Raw genomic sequence first — 22,175 nt, 5'->3', positions numbered from 1 at the left:
AGAATGCTTTGGCGGTGGCGCGGAATGGATCAGAGGTTGTTACGGTTTATGCCCAGGCCCCTGATCAACCCCGCGTGATGGTAAATTCTACTCGACAAACTTCGTCCACTTCTCGGTAGACTTGTTCGACTGGATAACGGTTTCGATGAAGGCCAATCCGCGCACCCCGTCTTCGGCGGACGGGAAATCGGCGTAAATCGGATCGGGCTCTTTGCCTTCCAGCGTACTGCGCAGGGTAATAGCGAAGTTGCGGTAAAGGTTGGCAAACGCTTCGAAGAAACCTTCCGGGTGGCCCGCCGGAACGCGGATGTGCGCTTTGGCAGCCGCCGACAGGTCGCCCACGCCCGGCCGGAAAATCCGCTTGCCTTCCTGGGTTTTGTAAAGCAGCGTATTGGGTTCCATTTGGTGCCATTCCAGGCCCCCCAATTCGCCGTAAATCCGGATGTTCAAACTGTTTTCTTCGCCGTTGGCAATCTGGCTGGCGTGCAGAACGCCCTTCACCCCGTTTTCCAGGTGCAGCAAGACGTTGCCGTCGTCGTCCAGCTTCCGGCCCTCCACAAAAATGCTCAGGTCGGCGCAGAGTTCGGTGATTTTCAGGCCTGTGATGTATTCGGCCAGGTTTTCGGCGTGGGTTCCAATATCGCCCATGCAGCCAGCCGCGCCCGATTTCTCCGGGTCGGTCCGCCAGATGGCCTGTTTGTAATCGGTAGCTTCTTCCAGCGTCGACAGCCAGCCCTGCGGGTATTCAACCACCACCTTCCGGAGTTTACCCAGCTTGCCGCTGCGCACGATCTCGCGGGCTTCCTTCACCATTGGATACCCCGTATAATTGTGCGTCAGGCAGAATAGCTTACCGGTTTCCTTGACGATGCGGGCCAGTTCTTTGGCCTCTTCCAGGTTCAGGGTCATGGGTTTGTCACATACCACGTGAAAACCGTTTTCAAGCGCCAGTTTGGCCGGTGGGAAGTGGACGTGGTTTGGCGTCACGATCGACACAAAATCCATTCGCTCACCTTCCGGCAGTTCTTTTTCTTTCAGAATCATTTCTTCGTAGCTCCCGTAAACCCGTTCTTCGGGCAAATACAGGGCATGACCGGTTGCTTTCGATTTTTCCGGATTCGAGCTAAACGCTCCGCAGACCAGTTCAATTTCCCCGTCGAAGACGGCTGCCCGGCGATGGACGGCTCCAATGAAAGCTTCAAGGCTACCGCCAATCATGCCCATCCGCATTTTTCTGTGCGCCATAATGTAGAATAAACTGAAGATTTGGTTAGTATCGTTGATTCTCTGACCGAAGATTTCGAGTTTTGAAAGGTGAAGGTTTAAAAAATCAGTTCCTACTATTTCCCCATCAAAAACTTGAAAATTTAAAATCAGAAGAATTTGGCGGGGAAATTAGCAGATTCACTTATTTTTCGGAAATTTTGTATATTTCCATTCAATAAAACTTAGTATCGACCGAAAATTTTCCAACTAAACCCCTACAACACCTTATGGCGACTACCCAAGTCAACGCGTCACGACTTTTTAATGCCAGTTGTTTCGCGCTTATTACCACAGCCTTCTCTTTTAGTATCCGGGCGGGTATCCTTCCTCAATTAGGCACTGAATTCGGACTGACTGCTGAGCAGTTAGGTTTCATTAACTCCATGTGGTTTTTGGGTTTCCCTATTTCAATGATTGTTGGTGGGTTGGTCTACCACTCTGTAGGACCCCGGATTATCATGTCGGTTGCCTTCATTTGTCACACGCTGGGCATCCTGCTGACCATCTACGCCGGTGGTTATACCACCCTGTTGATTTCGACCTTGTTCATCGGAATTGGCAACGGCTGTACGGAAGCGGCCTGTAATCCCCTGATTGCCGATATGTATTCGGGCAACACCATGAACAAAATGCTGAACCGCTTCCACATGTGGTTCCCGGGCGGTATTTTCATCGGTAGCTTGATTTCCAAATTCATGACGGATGCGGGCATGTCATGGCAGACCCAGATCTGGGTGATCATGATCCCGACCGTGCTCTACGCGTTCTTATTCTTCGGCCAGGCATTCCCGGCTTCCAAAGTAGAAGGAGCCACTTCCCTGTCGAAAAACTTCCAGGCCATGCTGACTCCGCTTTACCTGTTTATGTTCTGCTGCATGGCTCTGACGGCTATTTCCGAGTTCGGTCCGCAACAGTGGGTGGGTCTGATCATGGCCAAAAGTGGCGCTGCTCCGATGCTGATCCTGGCACTCACGACGCTTCTGATGGCCATTGGCCGTTATTTCGGTGGCCCGCTTATTCACCGGCTTGACCAAACGGGGGTGCTGCTGGGTGGCGCCGTTTTCGCCCTCATCGGTATCTACCTGTTTAGCACCCAAACGGGCGCCATGGCCTACGTAGCCGCTATCTTCTTTGCGCTGGGCGTTTGTTATTTCTGGCCAACGATGGTCGGTTTCGTCGCCGAGCGGATCCCGTTGAGCGGAGCGCTGGGTATGTCGGTTATCGGGGGTGTCGGGATGTTCTCGACCTCCATCTTCCAGCCGATCATCGGAGGCTGGATTGACGGCGAACGGGCCGAAAAAGCCACTACCGGCCTGTCGGGTGACGCCCTTGAGCTGGCTGCTGGGCAAGCTACCCTGGCTAAGATGACGACCTTCCCAATTATCCTGATCGTCGCGTTCACAATTCTGTGGTTCTGGATGCGCAATCGTAAGCCGGGCCATGTCGATGAGAAAATAGTTGCCCAGCAACCTCAGTTGTAATACCCTTAGTAATAGATTTCAAGAAGCGGGCTGATCGAAACGACAGCCCGCTTTTTAATTTTTCGCAGATTTAGTAGCATTATATTCTATTTTTAGTATATTTGATCATATAACTCATCAGATCGCTGTTGAGCCAGTTCCGGAAGAATTTTCAAGTTGATCACTCTAGCCCTAACGTATTCACAATGAATCAATTGACCCCAAACCGTGAATGGCCGAAATTGCATTTGTCACGCTGGCAGATAATTCAGTTGACGATGCTTTCTGCCCTGATAGCCGGTATGTCTTTCTGGAAATTGCAGTATGAACAAATTTTGCCGAAAGGAGCCCCTGTTCAGCTAGTTCTGAAAGACGCCGGGAAACTAAATGACCAATCGGTTGCCCGAAATACCTTAACCCAATCCAAAACCCTTAAAGCATCTTTTTAAACACTCCCAATTTGACAAGAACTATACACCTACTGATCTCTACTCCCCGATGACCCGCTGTGCACAGCGGGTCATCTTATTTTAAGAAACCATAATCGCCCACTTTTTTCCTTACCTTAGCGGCCCGAGTACCAACCAACCAACCAACCAACCAACCAACCAACCAACCAGTCCGGCCGTCGGTCGGCACCTTGACACGCTAGGCCTGTTATACCATCCCTATCTATAACTCTATGGAGAAGAAAATCCGCCGGGAAGACGCCCTCGAGTACCACGCCAAAGGACGCCCGGGCAAAATTGAAGTTGTTCCCACCAAAGAATACAACACCCAGCGCGACCTGACGCTGGCTTACTCGCCGGGAGTGGCCGAACCCTGTCTGGCCATTGCCGAAAACATCGAAGACGTTTATAAATACACCGCCAAAGGCAACTTGGTGGCCGTGATCAGCAACGGTAGTGCCGTTCTGGGTCTGGGCGATATCGGCCCCGAAGCCGGTAAACCCGTCATGGAAGGGAAAGGGCTGCTGTTCAAAATTTACGCCGATATCGACGTATTTGATATCGAACTGAACACCAAAAATGTGGACGAGTTCGTCCGCACCGTCAAGATTCTGGAACCGACGTTCGGGGGCGTTAACCTGGAAGACATCAAGGCCCCGGAATGCTTCGAGATTGAGGAACGTCTGAAGCGGGAACTGAACATCCCGGTTATGCACGACGACCAGCACGGTACGGCCATCATCTCGGCAGCCGCCCTGCTGAATGCACTGGAGCTTACCGGCAAAAAAATCGAAGACGTTAAAATTGTGGTCAACGGCGCGGGAGCCTCGGCCATTTCCTGTTCAAAACTCTACATTTCGCTGGGGGCCAAAGTTGAAAACTTTGTCATGTGCGACAGCAAAGGCGTTATTCGCGCCGATCGCAACGACCTCGACGAACGCAAAAGCCAGTTTATAACCAGCCGCGACCTGCACACGCTGGAGGAAGCCATGGTGGGAGCCGACGTGTTTATCGGCCTTTCGAAAGGCAACGTGGTGACGCCGGACATGGTGCGCTCGATGGCCAAAGACGCCATTGTGTTTGCCATGGCCAACCCCACGCCCGAAATATCGTATCCGGACGCTACGGCCGCCCGCGAAGACATTATCATGGCAACCGGCCGTTCCGATTACCCCAACCAGGTCAACAACGTTCTCGGTTTTCCCTTCATTTTCCGGGGCGCCCTGGACGTGCGGGCGACGGAGATCAACGAAGCCATGAAGCTGGCCGCCGTTCACGCGCTGGCCGATCTGGCGAAAAAATCGGTGCCGGATCTGGTCAACCTGGCCTACGGTGAGTCGAACCTGATGTTTGGCCGGCAGTACATCATCCCCAAACCCGTTGACCCCCGCCTGCTGACCACCGTAGCACCGGCCGTGGCAAAAGCGGCCATGGATTCGGGCGTCGCCAGACAACCGATTACGGACTGGGAAGCCTACGAACACCAACTGGCCCGGCGGCTGGGTCAGGATAATCAGATTTCGCGGGTTATTCTGAACAAAGCCAAATCGGACCCCAAACGGGTGGTATTTGCTGACGCCGAGAATCTTAAAGTGCTGAAAGCCGCCCAGCAAGTTCGGGATGAGGGAATTGCATTCCCAATCTTACTCGGTGAAGTCAGCCGCATTCGGTCGATCATTACGGAGAACAACCTGGATCTGGGCAATGTGCCCATCCTGGACCCACGGGCCCCGGAGCAGGATGAACTGATTCAGAAGTTCAGCGCCATTTATTACGAAAAACGCCAGCGCAAGGGCGTCAACGCGACGGAAGCGACCAAACAGATGTACTACCGGAATTATTTCGGGGTGATGATGGTCGAAGCTGGTGAAGCCGACGCGGTGATTTCGGGCCTGACCCGCAACTATCCCGATACGATTCGCCCGGCCCTGCAGGTCATTGGAAAAGAAGCCGGTGTGAAAAAAGTGGCCGGGATGTACATCCTGCTGACCAAACGCGGACCGTTGTTTTTCTCCGACACCACCGTCAACTTCAACCCGACCGTCGATGAGATCGTCGAAATCACGGAGCTGACCGCCCGGGCCGTCGAGCGGTTTAACATCAAACCCCGGATCGCGCTGGTTTCATACTCCAATTTTGGCAGTGCGAAGGGCGATGATGCCGTCAAGATGAACCAGGCCGTTGAAATCTTGCAGCGCAAACACCCGGATCTGATTGTTGACGGTGAAATTCAGGCGCACCTGGCGTTCAATACGGATTTGCTGAAGCTCAACCACCCGTTCAGCAAGCTGGTGGACGAAGGGGCTAATACCTTGATTTTCCCGAACCTGGCGGCTTCAAACATTGCCTACAACCTGCTGACGGAATCCGCCGGAAACGACGCCATCGGTCCTATCCTGCTGGGTCTGCGCAAACCCGTTTATGTCCTGCAATTGGGCAGTTCCGAACGCGAAATCGTCAACATGGTTGCCATCGCGGTCGTCGAAGCCCAAGGGAAATGAGTGAAGAGTGATGAGTGAAGAATTAAGAGTTAATAAATGCGTCAGCCAACTCTTAATTCTTCACTCATCACTCTTCACTTATCCATATTTTTCCTGCCACTCTTTTCTTAGCCGTTTGTAATCGGGGTCTTCGCGGGCCTGGAGGTACTTTTCGCGGAAAATGGCAGCGCTTTCGGCCTTGATCGGGTCGGTATCGAGCGGTAATTGATCCCGGCCGTGGCTTCCGCTGCGGCCTTTTTTATCGTCGGGAACCGGCCCGTCGTACTTCTGCCCCGTGCGGTGGTTGGCATACCGTCGGGAGCGCGTCACGCCCATTTGCAGAAACTTACGGGCCATGTCCATACCGATAAAATCGTCATTCTTTTTGTAGTTCAGAAACAACTCGTAAATCTTCTCCGACGACTGCCGGGCAATTTCCGGCGTTTTGAACCGCCAGTGCGGCAGGATTTCGGATTTATAGGGTTGAACAAGCAACACGCCCTGCTCGCCTTTGCCGACGCGGTATAGCTCCGGCTGTTGGCGCAAGTCCAGTTCTTTGTAATTAAGATCGTAGTTGAATTTTCGTTCGTCAGCCTTCATGCGCCACGAGGTAAAGGGTTAGCCGGATTCCTGGAAATACCGTTCTTGGTTTCAATTGTGTTGAATAAACCGGAGTGATGGCTTTTGGTTCGGTGGTTTTCAACTCACACGGTTTTTTTAAAATTTTGCCGTTTTTTGCCGGCCGCTGTAATATTCCCTGCTCCTATGCGACTAATACCGTGAAAGCCTGCTACAATGCTCGATCATGGAAAAGGAATTTGTCAGCTTACTAAACCGTCACCCCGGCATCCTTTACAAGGTCTGTTCGCTGTATTGTAAGGAATCCGCTGACCGGGAAGACCTTTTCCAGGAGATTGTTCTGCAACTCTGGCGGGCCTACCCCACGTTCAAAAACGAATCAAGCGTAACCACCTGGATGTACCGGATTGCGCTGAACACCGCCATCTCGAATTACCGCCGGAAAGCCGTCAAGGTGCAGGCTGTCCCTTTCTCAGCTAATGAACTTCAGATTCCGGATTTACGGGAGGAGGCATCCGACGAAGCGGTAAAAGCACTGTACGGAGCCATTGAACAACTCTCGCCCATCGAAAAAGCCGTCATCACGCTGTACCTCGACGACCGGAGTTACGACGAAATCGCGGCCATCATCGGCATCAGCAAGACCAACGTTGGCGTCAAGCTGAACCGGATTAAGGCGAAACTGGAGAAAATGATTAATCTATCAACCCGTTACTAATCAACACCATGAACCTGGACGAACTAAAATCCACCTGGAAAGCTTACGATGACAAGCTCCTGGCCAGCCGGCAATTGAACGAGCGAATGATTCTACTGATGCTTAAAGACCGATCAAAAGGAACGCTGGCCCGAATGGCGCGTCATCTGCAACTTGCGGGTATCGTAATGACGGCCGTTATCGTCTTTTTCTCGGCGGCCATCGTCGGCAACGCGTTTGACTACGAGCGTTGGTATTTATACATCCCGTCGGTTTTTTACATCGGTCTGGCCACCGTTGCGCTGATGATCGTCGTAAAAACGTATTACAATCTGAGCCGCGTCAGCCTAAACCAGCATACCCTTTACGATAGCCTGAAGACGGTTTTGCAATGGCACGAAAAAGCCCAGTCCGCTTTGTCGAAGGTCTGGATGCTGTGCATCTTGGCGGGGTTTATGTTTACGTTTTCCATGATCGCCCGAAAATTTGAAACGTACAGTCCCTTAAAAATCAGTCTGACCCTGGGAGCGCAGGCTGCGCTTGTCCTGCTGTTTTACGGCCTTGCAAGGTGGCTTTTCAATGCTTTTGAAGACCAAATAGGCCAGGAACTAAGAGAAAACATCCAGGAGCTGGAACAAGTAAAATCTATTTTGTAAATGACCTCTTTATGAGTGATCTCACCGACCGATCACCTGCTTTAAACACCGTTGCTTTTAGGTGCTGTTTTAACCTACCCAGGAAAATAAGTAGTCTGTCTCGCTAAAACAGCCATTCGTCGAAATCCGCTCGGTGAAACCATCCCGCAGACCTACATTTGAGAGTATTTTTCGGGTAAGTAATGAATTTCCGTTTATCCATTTGATCTACCACCCGAGTACAAAATTGACCGTTCCACATATTCGCAGGAACGGTAGCTAAATCGCTTGTCTTATTGACTGCAGTTAGCTATATCTTTGTATAGTTCAATTCCATCTCGCCCTCTCAGGAACCTAACTAGTTTTTATATAAAAATTATGAAAAATTTAATACTTTTTAGTATTATTTGCTGCTCTTCCTTTGCATTTGCCCAGCAGCCTCCTTCGGGGCCTCCGCAGGGCACCCGACCCGCTACCGGCATTCCCGGAACGGCTACCTCCGAAACCCCACGCGGCAACGGTAAAATTACGGGAGTATTGACCGATTCAACGACGAACAAACCCGTTGAATTTGCCACCATCGCCCTGATTAGTGTACAAACCGGCAAACCCGTTGATGGGACGACCAGCGATGAAAAAGGAAAATTCGCTTTAACGAAACTGGCTCCCGGCGAATACCGGCTTCAGGTATCGTTTCTGGGGTATCAAAACAAAGAAACCCGCCTGCTGAAAATTGAGCGCGGGACGGACATCAACGTCGGAAACGTCGCCCTGTCGCCGGATGTTAAAACGCTTCAGGAAGTGAACGTGGTCGGGCAGGCTCAAATGATCGAAGAAAAAGTGGACCGGCTGGTCTACAATGCCGATAAGGACGTGACCAACAAAGGCGGGGATGCCGCCGAGGTGATGCGAAAAGTGCCCATGCTGTCGGTCGATCTGGACGGAAACGTCAGTCTGCGCGGAAGTACCAACGTCCGGGTGCTGATCAACAACAAACCGTCGACGATTGTGGCCGCCAGCGTGGCCGACGCCCTCAAGCAGATTCCGGCGGATATGATCAAATCCGTGGAAGTTATTACCTCCCCATCGGCCAAATACGACGCCGAAGGGTCGGCCGGGATCATCAACATCATTACCAAGAAAAACACGCTGCAGGGCCTGACGCTGAACGTGGATGCGGGCGTCGGAAACCGGGGCTCCAACCTGGGACTGAACGGTAATTACCGAGCCGGAAAAGTCGGTTTCTCGCTGGGTGGTTTTGGCCGCGCCAATTACAACATGATTGGCAAATCGGAAAACATACAACGCAGCTTTTTCGAAACAGCAACCGTTGAAACCCGGCAAATGGCGGATTCGAAAAACCAGTTTCTGTTTGGAAATTACCAGTTGGGCTTCGATTACGACATTGCCAAAAATCAGAGCCTGACGGCCAGCTTGCGATACGGTGCGCAGAACGGAAAAACATCGCAAAACCTGGCGACGGTTTTGTTCCCGGGTGGTCTGGTTCCCAGCGAAACGTCCCGTCGGGATGTCGATATCAAAAACCTGTCGGGAACCGTCGATCTGAACGTCGATTACACGCGGACGTTTAAAAAACCGCAGCAGGAACTCAGTATCCTGACCCAGTTCAGCCGCAACAACCGGACGAACGATTTTGAAGCCGAACTGTTTGGCAATTCGACCATCATTACGGGCCGCGACCGCAACGACAACCTGAGCTACAACCAGGAATCGACCATTCAGATTGACTACCAAACACCGATTAAGACCAACCAGCAGCTTGAATTCGGCGGAAAGGGCATTTTTCGGCAGGTTGACAGTGACTACAAGTACTTCGTATCAACCGGACCCGACGGCGAATACGGCCAGGATCCGCTGCGCCCCAACAACGGTCTGGATTACAACCAGAACGTAGCCGGTGGTTACGTCTCGTATACCTACACGTCAAAAAGCAAGTACACCATCAAAGCGGGAACGCGCTACGAATACACGGTGATCGATGCCAATTTCCGGTCTGAAACCCCCGGCCAGACCATCGACATTCCGAGCTATGGCAACCTGGTTCCGAGCATCAACATCTCGAAAGCACTGAAAGGTGGTAAAACCGTGAAGATCGCCTACAACCGTCGTTTGCAACGGCCGGGCATCCAGTTCCTGAACCCGAACGTAAACGCGTCTAACCCGCAAAACATAACCTTCGGGAACCCGTACCTGGAGCCCGAACTGACGGACAACGTGGAGTTGAGTTCCAGCGTCTACATCAAGAAAACCTACCTGAATTTCTCGCTGTTTGCCCGCCGGACGGACAACTCCATCGAGAGCGTCCGGTCGACCACCCAGGAGGGTGTCATTACGACCACGTACCAGAACATCGGTCACAAGGAGAACTATGGCGCCAACGTGTTCGGAAACATCAGCCTGTTCTCAAAATGGCAGTTGGGCGGGGGTGTGGATACCTACTATTCCTACATCACCAACAACAGCCCGACGCCCTCGCTGAACGCCAGCAATTCCGGCTGGGTCGTAACAGGACGCCTGTTTACCAACCTGACGCTGAAAAATGGTTGGGGTGTGCAGGGATTTGGTTTTATGCAGGGCCGGAGCGTGCAGCTACAGGGGTACCAGTCAGGCTTCGGATTTTACACGCTGGGAATCAAAAAGGACTTCAAAGACGACAAAGGTCAGACGAAAGGCAGCCTGGGCCTGGCGGGCGAGAACTTTCTGGCCAACCGGTTTAAAATGCAAACCCAGCTCTCCTCGCCGACTTTCCAGCAGAGTAACATCAACTACATCTACAACCGGGGTGTGCGCCTGACGTTTAGCTACCGGATCGGTAAAATGAGCTTCGACCAACCCCAGCGCCGGAGAAAATCGGTTAACAACGACGACGTCAAAGACGGCGGGGGCCAGCCAAGCGGTGAGAATAACCGGCAACGGTAATTAAGTGAAGAGGTAAGAGTTATGAGTGAAGAGTTATCAATGCGTCGGCTAACCGCCAGACGGCCCCGTCTTCCCTCTTAACTCTTACCTCTTCACTCTTTTAACTTTACAACATCGCTGCGCCAAAGACGCCGGCGCTGTCGCCGAGTCTGGGTTTAAGGAATTTGGTTTCCAGCCGGCCTTCGTTGAAGACGTACTTTTTGGCCCGTTCAACGCCTTCGGTATAGAGCAGGTCAATGTTGCCAACGCCCCCGCCCAACACAATGGCATCGGGATCGAGCACATTAATTATGACCGAAATAGCTTTACCGAAATTCTCCAGAAGCCGGTCGATGGTTTGCGTGGCATACGGATCCGTACCCGCGTAATGCCGCTCGACAATTTCCTTCATCTTCCGCTTTTCGCCACTGACATCTTCGTAATACCGTTGCAGCGCCGGGCCGGAGAAAACCTGCTCGTTGCAACCGCGCTTGCCGCAGTAACACGGGTACCCGTTTTCTTCCAGAATAATGTGGCCCCACTCCCCTCCGATGCCCTGTAAACCGTTCTGCACAAAAGGCTGACCGTCTTTTCCGCGAAAAACCACTCCACCGCCAACGCCCGTACCCATAATGACCCCGAAGACGGCGCGAAAATCCGGCACTACCTCCGGCACGGCACCGAGCGTGGCTTCCGCCAGGGCAAAGCAGTTGGCGTCGTTGGCAATCGACACCGGAACGCCCAGCACTTTTTCCAGTTGCTGGGGCAGCGGCATTCCGTTCAGGCAGGTCGTGTTGCAGCCTTTCATCACGTGACGGGCCGGATCGAAGGTGCCGGGCGTTCCAAAGCCGATGTGATCGGGTTGGTAGCCGGTTTCGGCCTTGAGTAAATCGACCAGCTTCGCAATTTGGCTTACAATGTGTTCATAGCCCTTATCAGCCTCAGTATCAATACGCTTACGAATAACAACGGCATCCGGCGAAGGTGCCGACAGCACCACTCCTTCAATTTTAGTGCCGCCTAAATCGATCCCCCAATAGGTTTGCATGAATGGATTCAAGAATTTTGACTCGCGAATTACGAAAAAAAGGAGTTAAGAAATAAGAGTTATGAGCGAAGAGTTACCGACTCGCTTCATTATAACCTCTAATTCTTCCTTCTTACCTTATCACTCTCTCATGGCCTGGTACGATAACTTTTTTAGTGGGCTGGTGCAGGAAGCCTGGAAAGCCGCCCAAACGGACGAGCAAACCGAACTGGAATGCGATTTTTTAAACGACATCCTGGAATTACAACCCGGTCAGCGGGTGCTCGATGTGTTCTGCGGCCACGGTCGACACGCCCTCGAACTGGCCCGCATGGGGTATGCCGTAACCGGCGTGGATATTTCTCCGGAGTCCATCGAGGAGCTTCAGAGAGCCGCCGAACGCGAAGATTTGCCCGTTGAAGGCCACCTGGGAGACTTTCTGACCACATCGCTGGGCAACGATTATGAAGGGGCCTATTGCTTGGGCAACAGTTTCAGTTTTTTCCCGCACGATCAGATGCTGGCGTTTCTCCGGAAAATTGCGGACCATCTTGTTTCGGGCGGCCAGTTTGTCGCCGACACCGCCATGATTGCCGAAAGCGTTCTGCCCGATTTTCAGGAACGAAGCTGGATGCAGATCGGTGACATTACGTTTCTGATGGAAAATGAATATGACCTCCAGGAGAGCTGCATCAACGCCCAGCTCACTTACCTGCGAAACGGACAAACCTTACAGCGTCAGGCAAAGCATTATGTCTATACAATGGCTGAATTACAGCGCCTTTTTTCGCAGGCCGGTTTCACTGTTACTGAAAAATACAGCAACCTGGACGGCTCGGATTTTCTGCTGGGCGACGACCGTCTGCTGCTGATTGCGCAGAAAAACGGGTAATCTGCTGTATTTTATCAGGCACTATTGGTTACACCTGAAAAAGAAGAAGTTAACAAAACTATTCAGTGCAAATATTGAACATTAACAAGAAAAATTGCAATTTAATTAGAGGATTTGGTTACTTATGCGTAGTTTAACGGCAATTTAACACTGTTAACTTGACAAAACACCGAATGGAGACACTTGAGCGCAAACAACGCAGCCGGGAGCAAACCCGCGCTGCTATTGTTCTGACAGCTAAGGACATCGCTCGCCGGGAAGGTTGGCAAGCCGTGTCGATCCGCAAGATTGCTGATGCTATTGACTACAGTGCCCCGATTGTCTACGAATATTTCGATAGTAAAGATATACTGTTGGACGAAATCCGGAATGACGGCTTTCGAGAATTGAACCACGAATACGAACGGATCAAGAAACTGTACCGTGATCCTGAAAAGCGGTTGTTTGAAATGTCGGTTGCGCAGTGGCAATTTGCCATGGACCACCCCGAAATCTACCAGGTTATGCACAACCTGAACGGGGCCTATTGCAACCGCCCCCTCTGCGAATCCAGCGAAATGGAAGCTATTAGTGTGCTGATTCGGGAGATTATTTTCACGTTCATTCCCAAGTCGCAGGAAAGCATTCAAAAGCTTTATTTCGAGTGGTGGTCGCTGTCGCACGGGATGATCAGCCTCGCTCTGATGCTGCAGGACCGGCAGTCGCTGGAACTGTCCGAACAGATTTACCGGGACTCCATCCGCCGGTTTGTCCGCGGATTGCGGTAACTCCATTTTACCAATTGTTCTCAAATCTTCCGTTGCAGGAACAGGGCAATGCCGCGAGCGCATTGCCCTGTTCCTGTTTTTTATCCAGTTAGGCTGACCATTCATCAGTGCATGATTCAGTGTGTCTTTCCTATTCTTCTTCTCCCTCCATTCACCGACAGATTCCCTCGATTCACCTACAAAGTGAGCGCTCGTGCAACGAAATGCCCACATCCTGCGATATAGTGGAAAAGAGCCATCGCCGTCAGCGGCATGAACAACCAGTCCGAACATCATTCTTAACACAACTCACCTATAGTTCATTAAAACCATGCAACGTAAAGATTTTTTGAGAAGAAGTTTTTCAGCCCTCGGCATTGCCACCATCGCGCCCCTGATTTCCTGCTCGTCAGAAAATGACGTTACGCCCGAATCGACCACCGAAACCGGCTCGGGAACCAGCACCTGTACCGAAACTTCCAACGAAACCGCAGGTCCCTTCCCCACCAAAACCCCGGCCAGCCTGGTCACCGCCGACATCCGCTCCGACCGGCAGGGCACCAAGCTCACCGTCAAAATTACCGTCCAGAATAAGAACACTAGCTGCGCCGGACTGGCCGGGGCGCTGGTCGATATCTGGCACTGCGACGCAGCCGGGAACTACTCCGAATACGGCGGCACCCAGATGCAGTCCACCAACTACCAAAGCGTCCACTTCCTGCGCGGGCGGCAAACCTCCGACAGCAACGGTCTGGTTACGTTCACGAGCATTTATCCGGGTTGGTACCAGGGCCGGGCGCCCCACATCCACGTTCACGTCTACAACTCAAGCGGAAAATCGCTGAAAGTGTCCCAGATTGCCTTTCCGGAAGACATCAGTAAAGTGGTGTATGCCCAGGGGGTATATGCCAGCCACGGGCAAGCGGATACGACCAACGCCCGGGATAACATATTCAGTGATGGAATCAGCACCAACCTGGCTACCGTTACTGGTAATACGTCCGACGGCTACGAACTAACCTGGGCCATCGTTGTAGCCGCGTAAGAAGCACCATCATGTACAAAGGCATCGTCAAGTTAAGTTACCGGAAGATCATCGACGCGTCCTCCCGCACAGCCTGGGACACGTTTGTTTTTAACGACACGCATCTGGAATTTTACATGCAGGCCCAGCGGCTGGACCCGGAGGGGAAATATTTTACGTTCCGGCAATTGCGGGACAACCTTGGCCACGCCGATCAGCTCCAGTACTTGACGAGTACGGCCGCCATCGGCTACATCCGTCAGTTGAACGATCTTGTTCCGGATGTAGCCAACCAAAGCGGCAAAACGTGCCTGCCTTTCAAACAGTTTCGGTTTGAAATCATCGATTCGCACCTGGAGGACAAGAGCCAGCACCGCATCGCCATCTGGTTTTACAGCGAACCGCTTACCTGGATTGATACCGTCGGCAACCAGCTTCTGATCGCTTACGGCGATAAAACGGATGACCTGACGGCGGGTCAGGAAATCGAAACCGACCTGATTCCGCTGAGTCCTTTTCTGAGCATTTCTCATTTTTCACCACCGGCACACCCCGCAAATCAGTTTTTCAATGGCCATGCTTACGCAACCGGAAGCCCTAATCTACCTCGCTGAACAGCGGGGCCGTACGCAGTCAGCGGACTACCGGAGCTTTCACACGTTCAACTTTGGTGATTACCGACACGAAAACCGCCAGCCCTTCGGCAACCTGACGGTTTTCAACGACGATACGCTGCTGGCCGGAAAGAGCCACAGACTTACCGTCGAAGAACCGACTGACCTGCTACTGCTCCCGGTCGTGGGGGGGATCGAACTGCTGGACGAGCTGGGGGAACGGGCTTTTCTGGGGGCGGGGGAAGTTTTCCAGTTCACCGCCTTCCCGGACCAATCCTACACCATTGAAAATCCCTTCGAGACGGAAGCCGTCAATTTTCTGGTCATCGGCCTGAAAGCCGACCCGGCGGCTTCCGGAAATACCGGCCCATTTCCGGCTACCACGTTCGATCTGACCAACCGTAATCAGTTGATTCCGCTTTTCGCGGGGACAAGCGCTCACATTTACATCGGCAAATACGGCGGACGGCAGGAAGAAACGTATGTTGTTGGTAATCCTCAAAAGCGCCTTTTCGTCTTCAGCATTGAAGGCGCTTTTGAAGCACAAAACCGGTTGCTGCATCCCCGCGACGGGCTCGCTTTGTGGCCCCTGGAAGCGCTGGAATTCGAAGCGCTCTCCAATGATGCCATTCTGCTGGTTATGGAAGTGTAATCAACTGGCTCTCAATCAGACCGACCAGAACGGACTTGGTTGCAAATCCCACCTGCCGGTTGACGAGCTGGCCGTCTTTGAAAATCAGCAGGGTTGGCATGTTGCGAACGTTGTACCGGGCCGTTACCGCTGGGTTCATTTCCACGTCGATGGTGGCGATGGTGGCGGCCCCGGCAAAATCGCCGGCTAATTCATGGATAATGGGTTCGAGTCGGCGGCAGGGCGGGCACCACTCCGCGCTGAAGTCGACGAGCATAACGCCTGGTTTGGCCAATAAATCATCCCAGGTTTGGTCGGTTGCGTAAACCGCTTTGGTATTTTCAAGTGTCATCGGTTTGAAATGTTTGTTTCCTGTTGATTCCAATCGACGGCCGAAAATCACCCGGTTTTAAAACGTATTTCTAAAATTTTATCCGACTCCCGAAGCGCGTTTCAACTGCTGGATGCATTTATACTTTTGGTTGACGGCGGTATGACGGTTTTTCCAGCCCATCGTCAGCATGAGGTGGTCCATCGGTTCGTGGGAGAAGTAAATGGATTTAATTACGCGCTGGCAGTGTCCCGTTATGCGGGCCATCCAGGCGCTCAAGCGTTCATGCTGTAACTCAGCGGAATCGGTGTCTTCCACCGTAAGATCGTGTGTATCCTGCAAAGCCATCAGCTGATCATCCGGGATGGTTACCAGCTTTTCATCCCGCAGCTTTTTCAGCCAGAGATTCCTGGCAATGGAGAATAGAAAGGTTTTTAGCGTTGCGGTTAACTCAAATTCGGGAGCGGTTACTTTTTGGTGGAGCAGAATAACCGATTCCTGAAAAATGTCCTCCGCGTCGCCCTCGTTGCCGCGGTTGCGTTGAATAAACCGGGCGACCGTCGGGTAATACTTTTTGTAGACCCACTCGTAGGCCGCCGTATCGCCCGCCCGCAGCAACTCCAGCAGGCTATGATCACAGATGCAGTTCATGGCTGATTGATTTAGCCTTTATACCGAAAAGCCGCAAACAATCACCCGTTGGTTCCCGATTTTTTTAACTTTTTAGGATTCGGCAGCCAGCGAGCGGACTTCGATCTGGCTCGTGTGGTAGACCAGGGAGTACGGTTCGACGCTCTGGGTCAGCCAGACGTTTCCGCCAATGACCGAATCGTGCCCCACCACCGTCCGACCGCCCAGGATCGTGGCGTTGGCGTAGATGATGACGTTATCTTCAATCGTTGGGTGTCGTTTCCGCGACGCCATCGACTTGGCTACGTTGGTAGCACCCAGCGTTACGCCCTGATAAATCTTCACGTTTGAACCAATGGTGGCCGTTTCCCCGATGACGACCCCCGTTCCGTGATCGACAAAAAACGACGACCCGATTTTAGCATTCGGGTGAATATCAATTCCCGTGTGGCCGTGGGCGTACTCGGTCATCATCCGGGGCAGCAGAGGCACCTCCAGGTTCGTCAGCATGTGGGCAATCCGGTAAACGGCGATGGCGTAAAAACCCGGATAAATCGCAATGACCTCTTCAACGCCCGCGGCCGCCGGATCAAACGCGGCAATGGCCTGTGCATCCAGCAGCAAAGCGTCGTAGGTATCGGGCAGCTGGTCGAAAAACCGTTCCGTGGTTAACTCCTTGTCCACCGGCAGGTGTTCCTCCAGGGGCTTCAGCAGGCAACCCAGTTGCCGGTTTAGTTCCCGGTACGTGTCGGCGGTACTGACAACGAATTGTTTGCAATCCTGGGTAATGGGAAACAGAAAACGAATCAGACTGTCGATGAACCGGCCCACATCCGGTTTGGAGGGCAAACGGTATCGAAAGCTGGCGTTTTGCGTGGCCATTCGTTCAAAGAAATGTTGCTGTTCGGCAGGAGTCATGGAATGACGGCTCAGTAAAAGTCTATAGAAAGAATCAATTCGATCGAGTAATCAAACTTCAGTGCAAAAAAAATCCTTCTTTCGAAGGGTCAACAGCCGGGACAAATACCGTAGATCACCTTCCTCGGTTTGAGGAACGACAACAACAGGCGGTGATTTGTCTGGCAGCAAACATGAAAACAACTTCTCCGGTAATCGGTTGAAAAAGAAACAAAAACAGTGCTAAAAAGTTCGCCCTGCCCTTTTGGCTATAATGTTGTTATGACGAAAGTAACGAACTTCATCAACACTTCGATGACTTATTTAAAAAAAACGGCTACTACGCTGATGGGCTCTTTGGCTGCAACAGTGGGTTTCGCCTTTCTGGTGTCGATGGCCTGTCAGCCGGACGATTCGAACGAGGAGAAAGCCGCAGGACCCGTTGGCACCGAACCAACCGCACCCGTTGCGGTGGAGTTGCAGAATGCGTTTCCCAGTCTGACCTTCAAGCAGCCGGTCGAACTAACGCATGCCAACGACGGAACCAACCGCCTGTTCCTAATCGAACAGGAAGGAAAAATACGGGTATTTGAAAATAACGCAGCGACGAAAACCGCCGAAACGTACCTGGACATCGTAACCAAAGTGGCTTCGGGCGGGGAAATGGGGTTGCTGGGTCTGGCTTTCCATCCTGACTTCAAGCAGAACGGCTATTTTTACGTCAACTATACTAAAAACAATCCCCGCGAAACCGTCATTTCACGGTTTAAAGCGTCGCCGACCTCCAACCGCGTCGATCCAGGAACGGAAACGATTCTGCTCAAATTTGCGCAGCCGTATTCCAACCACAACGGCGGGAAAGTGGCGTTCGGTCCCGACGGTTTTCTCTACATTGCCACGGGCGACGGCGGCAGCGGTGGCGATCCACAAAATAACGGGCAAAACTTGAAAACCTATCTGGGGAAAATTCTCCGAATTGACGTTAATAAGACCGATAAAGGCGCATACGGTATTCCTGCCGACAACCCATTTGTGAGCAATGCCAACGCGTTTCCGGAGATTTATGCCTACGGCCTGCGCAACCCCTGGCGCTTCAGTTTTGACCCAGAAACCGGGCAGCTCTGGACGGGCGATGTAGGCCAGAACCGATTGGAAGAAATTGACATCATTAAAAAGGGCGGCAACTACGGCTGGCGGCTGAAAGAAGCCAAGGATTGTTTTAATCCGAATAACGACTGCAACCAGGGCCAGCTCATCGACCCTATCCATGAGTACCCGCGTGACGAAGGCATTTCGGTCACGGGCGGGGTGGTCTACCGCGGCAATAGCACACCGGCCCTGAAAGGGAAATACGTTTATGCCGATTTTGGAAGCGGCAAGGTGTGGGCGCTCAGTTTTGAAGGCGACAAGAAAACGGGCAACCAACTGCTCGTCAACGCAGGCGGATCGGTGTCGGCTTTTGGAGAAGACGCCCGGCAGGAAATCTATCTTTTGGATTACAGCAGCGGAACGGTTAAGCGGTTTACGGCCAAGTAATCACTCCTGTTTTGCCAGTAGATTTATAGACAGATTCCGGTCGGGGTCTGTTTTTTTTTACCGTATTTTCTGTAGATTGGTCGCTATGAACGCTACCCCCTCCGCCATGTATACGACAACGATTCATACGCCGGTTGGATTTGCGGTCATCAGCGGCAACGAAGACGGCATTACGAGCGTTCGGTGCAGCGACCAACCCGGCCCGGATTCGGCGTTCGTGCCCACGGTGCTGCATAAGTGTGCGCGGCAACTGGAAGAATATTTTCAGAACCGCCGTAAGTCGTTTGAGCTTCCGCTCTGTCCGCAGGGAACGCCTTTTCAGCGGTCGGTCTGGCAAATGCTGGCCGAAGTGCCGTACGGCAAAACCATGTCCTACATGCAACTGACCCGGCGGCTGGGCGACGAAAAAGCCATTCGGGCGGTAGCTGCGGCCAACGGCAAAAACCCGATCTGGATTATTATTCCGTGCCACCGGATTATTGGCTCCAATGGCGACCTGACGGGCTACGCGGGCGGGTTGAGCCGCAAAAAGTGGCTGCTGGAACACGAGCAGCTAGCCAACGGCCAGTTGAATTTGTTTTAAGTTCTGGTTTACAGTTTACTATACTTTAGTATACAATTTCTGTTGACTAACACGTTTTTAATTTAGATATTGGCGCGGGTGGTGCTTTGCAAACCGTGTCCCGTACATTCTTCCATTGTAGCTTATTCTGTTGCGTGAGAGTTTTCCATAGCGTTCTGTTTCTTTTGCTTCTTTTTAGTCTTTCCGGCTGTTTTCGTCGCTGGCGAATGAGCGACCGTCAGATTCAGAAGCACTTTGCCAACCGAGCGGTCAAGCCTACTTTTTTCACCGTCGAAAACGACAGCCTGAAGCTGCACGTTGCCAGCATCGGCGCGGATACCCTGCCTCCCCTGCTGCTGATTCACGGCGCACCGGGGTCGTGGTACGGTTACCTGCGCATGTTCGACGACAGTTTGCTGCATACCAAGTTTCATATTCTGTCCGTTGACCGGCCGGGCTACGGCAAATCCCGCAAAGGCCGCAAAGCCATCACCTCCCTGACCAAACAGGCGCAGTGGATTGCCCACGCCCTGAACCTGAACCGTTCGGGCAAACCGGCGATTGTCCTGGGTCGCTCCTACGGCTCGCCGGTGGCGGCCCGACTGGCAATCATGTATCCAAGTCGGGTAAAACACCTCTTTCTGATTGCCTCTCCGCTCGATCCGGATAAGGAAAAGTTTTTCTGGTTCTCGAAATGGGGACGCATGGCCCCCGTCAAGCTCTTTCTGCACCGGCACCTGAACCTGGCGACCGCCGAAAAGTACACCCACGTTACCGAACTGCGCCAGCTTCGACCGTTGTGGACCAAGCTCAACGTACCGGTTACGCTGGTGCAGGGCGGAAAAGACTGGCTCGTAGATCCGACCAACCTGGATTTCGCCAAAAAAGTGCTGGCGGGCAAACCCGCGGAGTACATCTTCCTGCCCGAAGCCGGTCACCTGATCACCAGCTCCCACGCCGACATGGTTAAAAATCTGATTCTTCGCAGCGGAGGTCATCAAACACCGAAAATTAACGAGGTCTCGGCCAATTAAGGCGGAAAGCAGCCCTATCTTTGCCTGCATATTGCTGTTTTTACGCTATTCCGCTAGTCATGATCTTGCTCGAAACCATTCAGGCGGCCCACGATCGCATCCGGGCGCACATCCACCGCACGCCCGTTCTGACCAATCGAACCCTCAACGGCCTTAGTGGCGTCGATCTTTATTTTAAGCCGGAAAATCTCCAGAAAATTGGTGCCTTTAAAGCACGGGGCGGTCTGAACGCCGTTCTGCACCTGTCGGAACAGGAACGCTACCACGGCCGCACCCTGGGCCCGGTTACAACCCACTCGTCGGGAAACCACGCGCAGGCCGTTGCGTTCGCGGCCCGGCAGGTGGGCACCATGGCGTATATCGTGATGCCCCGTACGGCGCCGGAGGTTAAAAAAGAGGCTGTTCTGGGGTACGGAGCCGACATCATCGAATGTGAACCCACGCTCGAAGCCCGGGAAGCCGGGGTTCGGGAAGTGATGGAGCGCACCGGTGCTACGCTGATTCACCCGTTTGACGACGACCGCGTGATTGCTGGGCAGGCAACGGCCGCCAAGGAATTAATAGAGGATGCGGGTCTGGATAAACCGTTCGACGTGATCATGGCGCCGGTTGGGGGTGGTGGGTTGCTGAGCGGCACGGCGCTGGTCACCCATTTTATAAGCCCGCGAACCCGCGTTGTGGCCGGGGAGCCGGAAGGGGCGGCCGATGCCATTCTGTCGTTCAAGAGCGGCAAGGTTGAAAAAGCTCCATTCATCAAAACCATCGCCGACGGGCTCATGACCAGCCTCAGCGAACGCACCCTGGGTTACATGCGCGAACACGTTACGGACATTCTGACGGTTTCGGATGCGGAAATCGGGGCCGCCATGCGCCTGGTCTGGGAACGAATGAAGATCATCATTGAGCCCTCGGCCGCCGTTCCGTTGGCGGTTTTGCTGAAAAACAACGAGCGATTTGCCGGTCAAAAAGTAGGAATTATCCTGACCGGCGGGAATGTCGACCTGGGCAAGCTGCCGTTTTAACCGGTTGCCGGTAGAGATGTAGTAAACCCCGGAACCGTTTCAGCCGGATAAAGCTGATTCGTCAACTGAACGAGTTCGTTGTAACTGGTCGGTTTGAACCGCAACGCCCCGGGGCCCAATTCGTGGATCCGCAGGTTGTCGTTTGTTTCGAAGGAAGAACTCAGCAGAACCGTGGGAATGGCGCTGAACCGGCTGCTCCTTTTCAACCGTTTCAGCGTCGTGACCCCATCCATCACCGGCATGTTCAGATCCAGAATAATTAGGTCCGGTACGTCGTAATAATTGGTCAGATGATCCAGCAACTCCTGGCCGTCCGAAAAGCCGAACAACAGGCAGCCGGGATGGTGTTTCTGAAATGCCTGCCAAAGCATGGAGCAATCATCGTCGTCATCATCGACAATAAAAATCATACGGTGTTTCAACGACATAGTACATCGGTTTTTAGTGGAATGGACTGCAACAAGATAGCCGACCCAATGGCTGAATCGGCTAATCACTTTCTACCTAAAACGCTAAAGAAAACACTACTAGTAAGGAAGACTATAAACGATAGAGCAAGACAAAAGATAGAATGACTCTTTGTCTCTTACCGGCTAACTTCTATCCAAAGATCAGCGGCTGGTTTGCAGCCGCCCTTTTCGTTCTAACTGTTGTCTGCACCACCGCAGTAGCTGCAGACGTTCCGGCGGAGAAAGCCACCGCAGTAGTTTACGCAATTCCTTTCGGAACAGCCGCCGGTCGAAA

At 52.6% G+C, this 22,175-nt stretch carries 22 protein-coding genes; 15 read left to right on the top strand and 7 right to left on the bottom strand.

Going from position 1 to position 22,175, the window contains the following annotated elements:
* Nucleotides 1–87 precede the first annotated feature (87 nt).
* Nucleotides 88–1,224 carry a Gfo/Idh/MocA family protein gene (locus OQ371_RS17705; RefSeq protein WP_265994332.1) on the bottom strand — a complete coding sequence of 379 codons (1,137 nt, stop codon included), beginning with the start codon at nucleotides 1,222–1,224 and terminating at the stop codon, nucleotides 88–90.
* A gap of 269 nt (nucleotides 1,225–1,493) precedes the next feature.
* Here OQ371_RS17705 and OQ371_RS17700 point away from each other — a divergent pair, with 269 nt between their 5' ends.
* The 3 genes from OQ371_RS17700 (at nucleotide 1,494) to OQ371_RS17690 (ending at nucleotide 5,676) form a co-directional block, all read left to right on the top strand.
* Complete coding sequence (locus OQ371_RS17700) at nucleotides 1,494–2,747, top strand: MFS transporter (protein ID WP_265989513.1); 1,254 nt, start codon at nucleotides 1,494–1,496, stop codon at nucleotides 2,745–2,747.
* 185 nt (nucleotides 2,748–2,932) lie between these two features.
* A complete protein-coding gene (locus OQ371_RS17695; RefSeq protein WP_265989511.1) occupies nucleotides 2,933–3,175 on the top strand; it encodes a hypothetical protein in 243 nt (80 codons plus the stop codon).
* A gap of 233 nt (nucleotides 3,176–3,408) precedes the next feature.
* A complete protein-coding gene (locus OQ371_RS17690) occupies nucleotides 3,409–5,676 on the top strand; it encodes an NADP-dependent malic enzyme (protein WP_265989510.1) in 2,268 nt (755 codons plus the stop codon).
* A 78-nt stretch (nucleotides 5,677–5,754) separates the two neighbouring features.
* On the opposite strand, the gene OQ371_RS17685 is transcribed toward OQ371_RS17690, so the two are convergent.
* Nucleotides 5,755–6,255 carry a DUF4385 domain-containing protein gene (locus tag OQ371_RS17685; protein ID WP_265989509.1) on the bottom strand — a complete coding sequence of 167 codons (501 nt, stop codon included), beginning with the start codon at nucleotides 6,253–6,255 and terminating at the stop codon, nucleotides 5,755–5,757.
* Nucleotides 6,256–6,460: 205 nt separating this feature from the next.
* Between OQ371_RS17685 and OQ371_RS17680 the strand changes: the two genes are divergently transcribed.
* The 3 genes from OQ371_RS17680 to OQ371_RS17670 all read left to right on the top strand — a co-directional run bounded on the left by OQ371_RS17680 (nucleotide 6,461) and on the right by OQ371_RS17670 (nucleotide 10,506).
* Nucleotides 6,461–6,952 (top strand): RNA polymerase sigma factor, encoded by a 492-nt coding sequence (locus OQ371_RS17680; protein ID WP_265989508.1) that lies wholly within the window; start codon nucleotides 6,461–6,463, stop codon nucleotides 6,950–6,952.
* 8 nt (nucleotides 6,953–6,960) lie between these two features.
* The gene (locus OQ371_RS17675) at nucleotides 6,961–7,587 is read left to right on the top strand and encodes a hypothetical protein (RefSeq protein WP_265989507.1); all 627 of its coding nucleotides are present in this window, start codon (nucleotides 6,961–6,963) and stop codon (nucleotides 7,585–7,587) included.
* A gap of 357 nt (nucleotides 7,588–7,944) precedes the next feature.
* Entirely contained in the window at nucleotides 7,945–10,506 is a 2,562-nt protein-coding gene (locus OQ371_RS17670; protein WP_265989506.1) for a TonB-dependent receptor, read from the top strand.
* A gap of 106 nt (nucleotides 10,507–10,612) precedes the next feature.
* Here the strand turns inward: OQ371_RS17670 and OQ371_RS17665 are convergent, their stop codons facing one another.
* The gene (locus tag OQ371_RS17665; protein ID WP_265989505.1) at nucleotides 10,613–11,533 is read right to left on the bottom strand and encodes an ROK family protein; all 921 of its coding nucleotides are present in this window, start codon (nucleotides 11,531–11,533) and stop codon (nucleotides 10,613–10,615) included.
* Nucleotides 11,534–11,663: 130 nt separating this feature from the next.
* Between OQ371_RS17665 and OQ371_RS17660 the strand changes: the two genes are divergently transcribed.
* From OQ371_RS17660 to OQ371_RS17640, 5 genes are all read left to right on the top strand, one after another.
* Entirely contained in the window at nucleotides 11,664–12,404 is a 741-nt protein-coding gene (locus OQ371_RS17660; RefSeq protein ID WP_265989504.1) for a methyltransferase domain-containing protein, read from the top strand.
* A gap of 173 nt (nucleotides 12,405–12,577) precedes the next feature.
* On the top strand, nucleotides 12,578–13,171 hold the full coding sequence (locus OQ371_RS17655; RefSeq protein ID WP_265989503.1) for a TetR/AcrR family transcriptional regulator: 594 nt from the start codon (nucleotides 12,578–12,580) through the stop codon (nucleotides 13,169–13,171).
* A gap of 310 nt (nucleotides 13,172–13,481) precedes the next feature.
* A complete protein-coding gene (locus OQ371_RS17650; RefSeq protein WP_265989502.1) occupies nucleotides 13,482–14,195 on the top strand; it encodes a dioxygenase family protein in 714 nt (237 codons plus the stop codon).
* Nucleotides 14,196–14,206: 11 nt separating this feature from the next.
* On the top strand, nucleotides 14,207–14,788 hold the full coding sequence (locus tag OQ371_RS17645) for a hypothetical protein (RefSeq protein ID WP_265989501.1): 582 nt from the start codon (nucleotides 14,207–14,209) through the stop codon (nucleotides 14,786–14,788).
* Entirely contained in the window at nucleotides 14,745–15,440 is a 696-nt protein-coding gene (locus tag OQ371_RS17640; protein ID WP_265989500.1) for a pirin family protein, read from the top strand. Before OQ371_RS17645 ends, OQ371_RS17640 begins: the two co-directional genes overlap by 44 nt.
* On the opposite strand, the gene OQ371_RS17635 is transcribed toward OQ371_RS17640, so the two are convergent.
* The 3 genes from OQ371_RS17635 to OQ371_RS17625 all read right to left on the bottom strand — a co-directional run bounded on the left by OQ371_RS17635 (nucleotide 15,427) and on the right by OQ371_RS17625 (nucleotide 17,298).
* Entirely contained in the window at nucleotides 15,427–15,771 is a 345-nt protein-coding gene (locus OQ371_RS17635) for a thioredoxin family protein (RefSeq protein ID WP_265989499.1), read from the bottom strand. The genes OQ371_RS17640 and OQ371_RS17635 overlap by 14 nt on opposite strands.
* A 78-nt stretch (nucleotides 15,772–15,849) precedes the next feature.
* Complete coding sequence (locus tag OQ371_RS17630) at nucleotides 15,850–16,401, bottom strand: RNA polymerase sigma factor (protein WP_265989498.1); 552 nt, start codon at nucleotides 16,399–16,401, stop codon at nucleotides 15,850–15,852.
* A gap of 72 nt (nucleotides 16,402–16,473) precedes the next feature.
* Nucleotides 16,474–17,298 carry a serine O-acetyltransferase gene (locus OQ371_RS17625; RefSeq protein WP_265989497.1) on the bottom strand — a complete coding sequence of 275 codons (825 nt, stop codon included), beginning with the start codon at nucleotides 17,296–17,298 and terminating at the stop codon, nucleotides 16,474–16,476.
* Between the two features lie 261 nt (nucleotides 17,299–17,559).
* Between OQ371_RS17625 and OQ371_RS17620 the strand changes: the two genes are divergently transcribed.
* The 4 genes from OQ371_RS17620 to OQ371_RS17605 all read left to right on the top strand — a co-directional run bounded on the left by OQ371_RS17620 (nucleotide 17,560) and on the right by OQ371_RS17605 (nucleotide 21,431).
* A complete protein-coding gene (locus tag OQ371_RS17620; RefSeq protein WP_265989496.1) occupies nucleotides 17,560–18,813 on the top strand; it encodes a PQQ-dependent sugar dehydrogenase in 1,254 nt (417 codons plus the stop codon).
* 106 nt (nucleotides 18,814–18,919) lie between these two features.
* On the top strand, nucleotides 18,920–19,396 hold the full coding sequence (locus OQ371_RS17615) for a methylated-DNA--[protein]-cysteine S-methyltransferase (protein ID WP_265989495.1): 477 nt from the start codon (nucleotides 18,920–18,922) through the stop codon (nucleotides 19,394–19,396).
* 206 nt (nucleotides 19,397–19,602) lie between these two features.
* Complete coding sequence (locus tag OQ371_RS17610) at nucleotides 19,603–20,409, top strand: alpha/beta fold hydrolase (protein WP_265989494.1); 807 nt, start codon at nucleotides 19,603–19,605, stop codon at nucleotides 20,407–20,409.
* Nucleotides 20,410–20,468: 59 nt separating this feature from the next.
* On the top strand, nucleotides 20,469–21,431 hold the full coding sequence (locus OQ371_RS17605; protein ID WP_265989493.1) for a threonine ammonia-lyase: 963 nt from the start codon (nucleotides 20,469–20,471) through the stop codon (nucleotides 21,429–21,431).
* Here the strand turns inward: OQ371_RS17605 and OQ371_RS17600 are convergent.
* Nucleotides 21,428–21,841, bottom strand: a complete 414-nt coding sequence (locus OQ371_RS17600; protein WP_265989492.1) for a response regulator — start codon at nucleotides 21,839–21,841, stop codon at nucleotides 21,428–21,430. The genes OQ371_RS17605 and OQ371_RS17600 overlap by 4 nt on opposite strands.
* Nucleotides 21,842–22,175: the final 334 nt, after the last annotated feature.

It is taken from the genome of Larkinella insperata (assembly GCF_026248825.1).
GTDB classification, from domain to species: domain Bacteria; phylum Bacteroidota; class Bacteroidia; order Cytophagales; family Spirosomataceae; genus Larkinella; species Larkinella insperata.
Note: the sequence above shows the minus strand (reverse complement) of the source record. Positions and strands in the feature narration are given on the sequence as shown.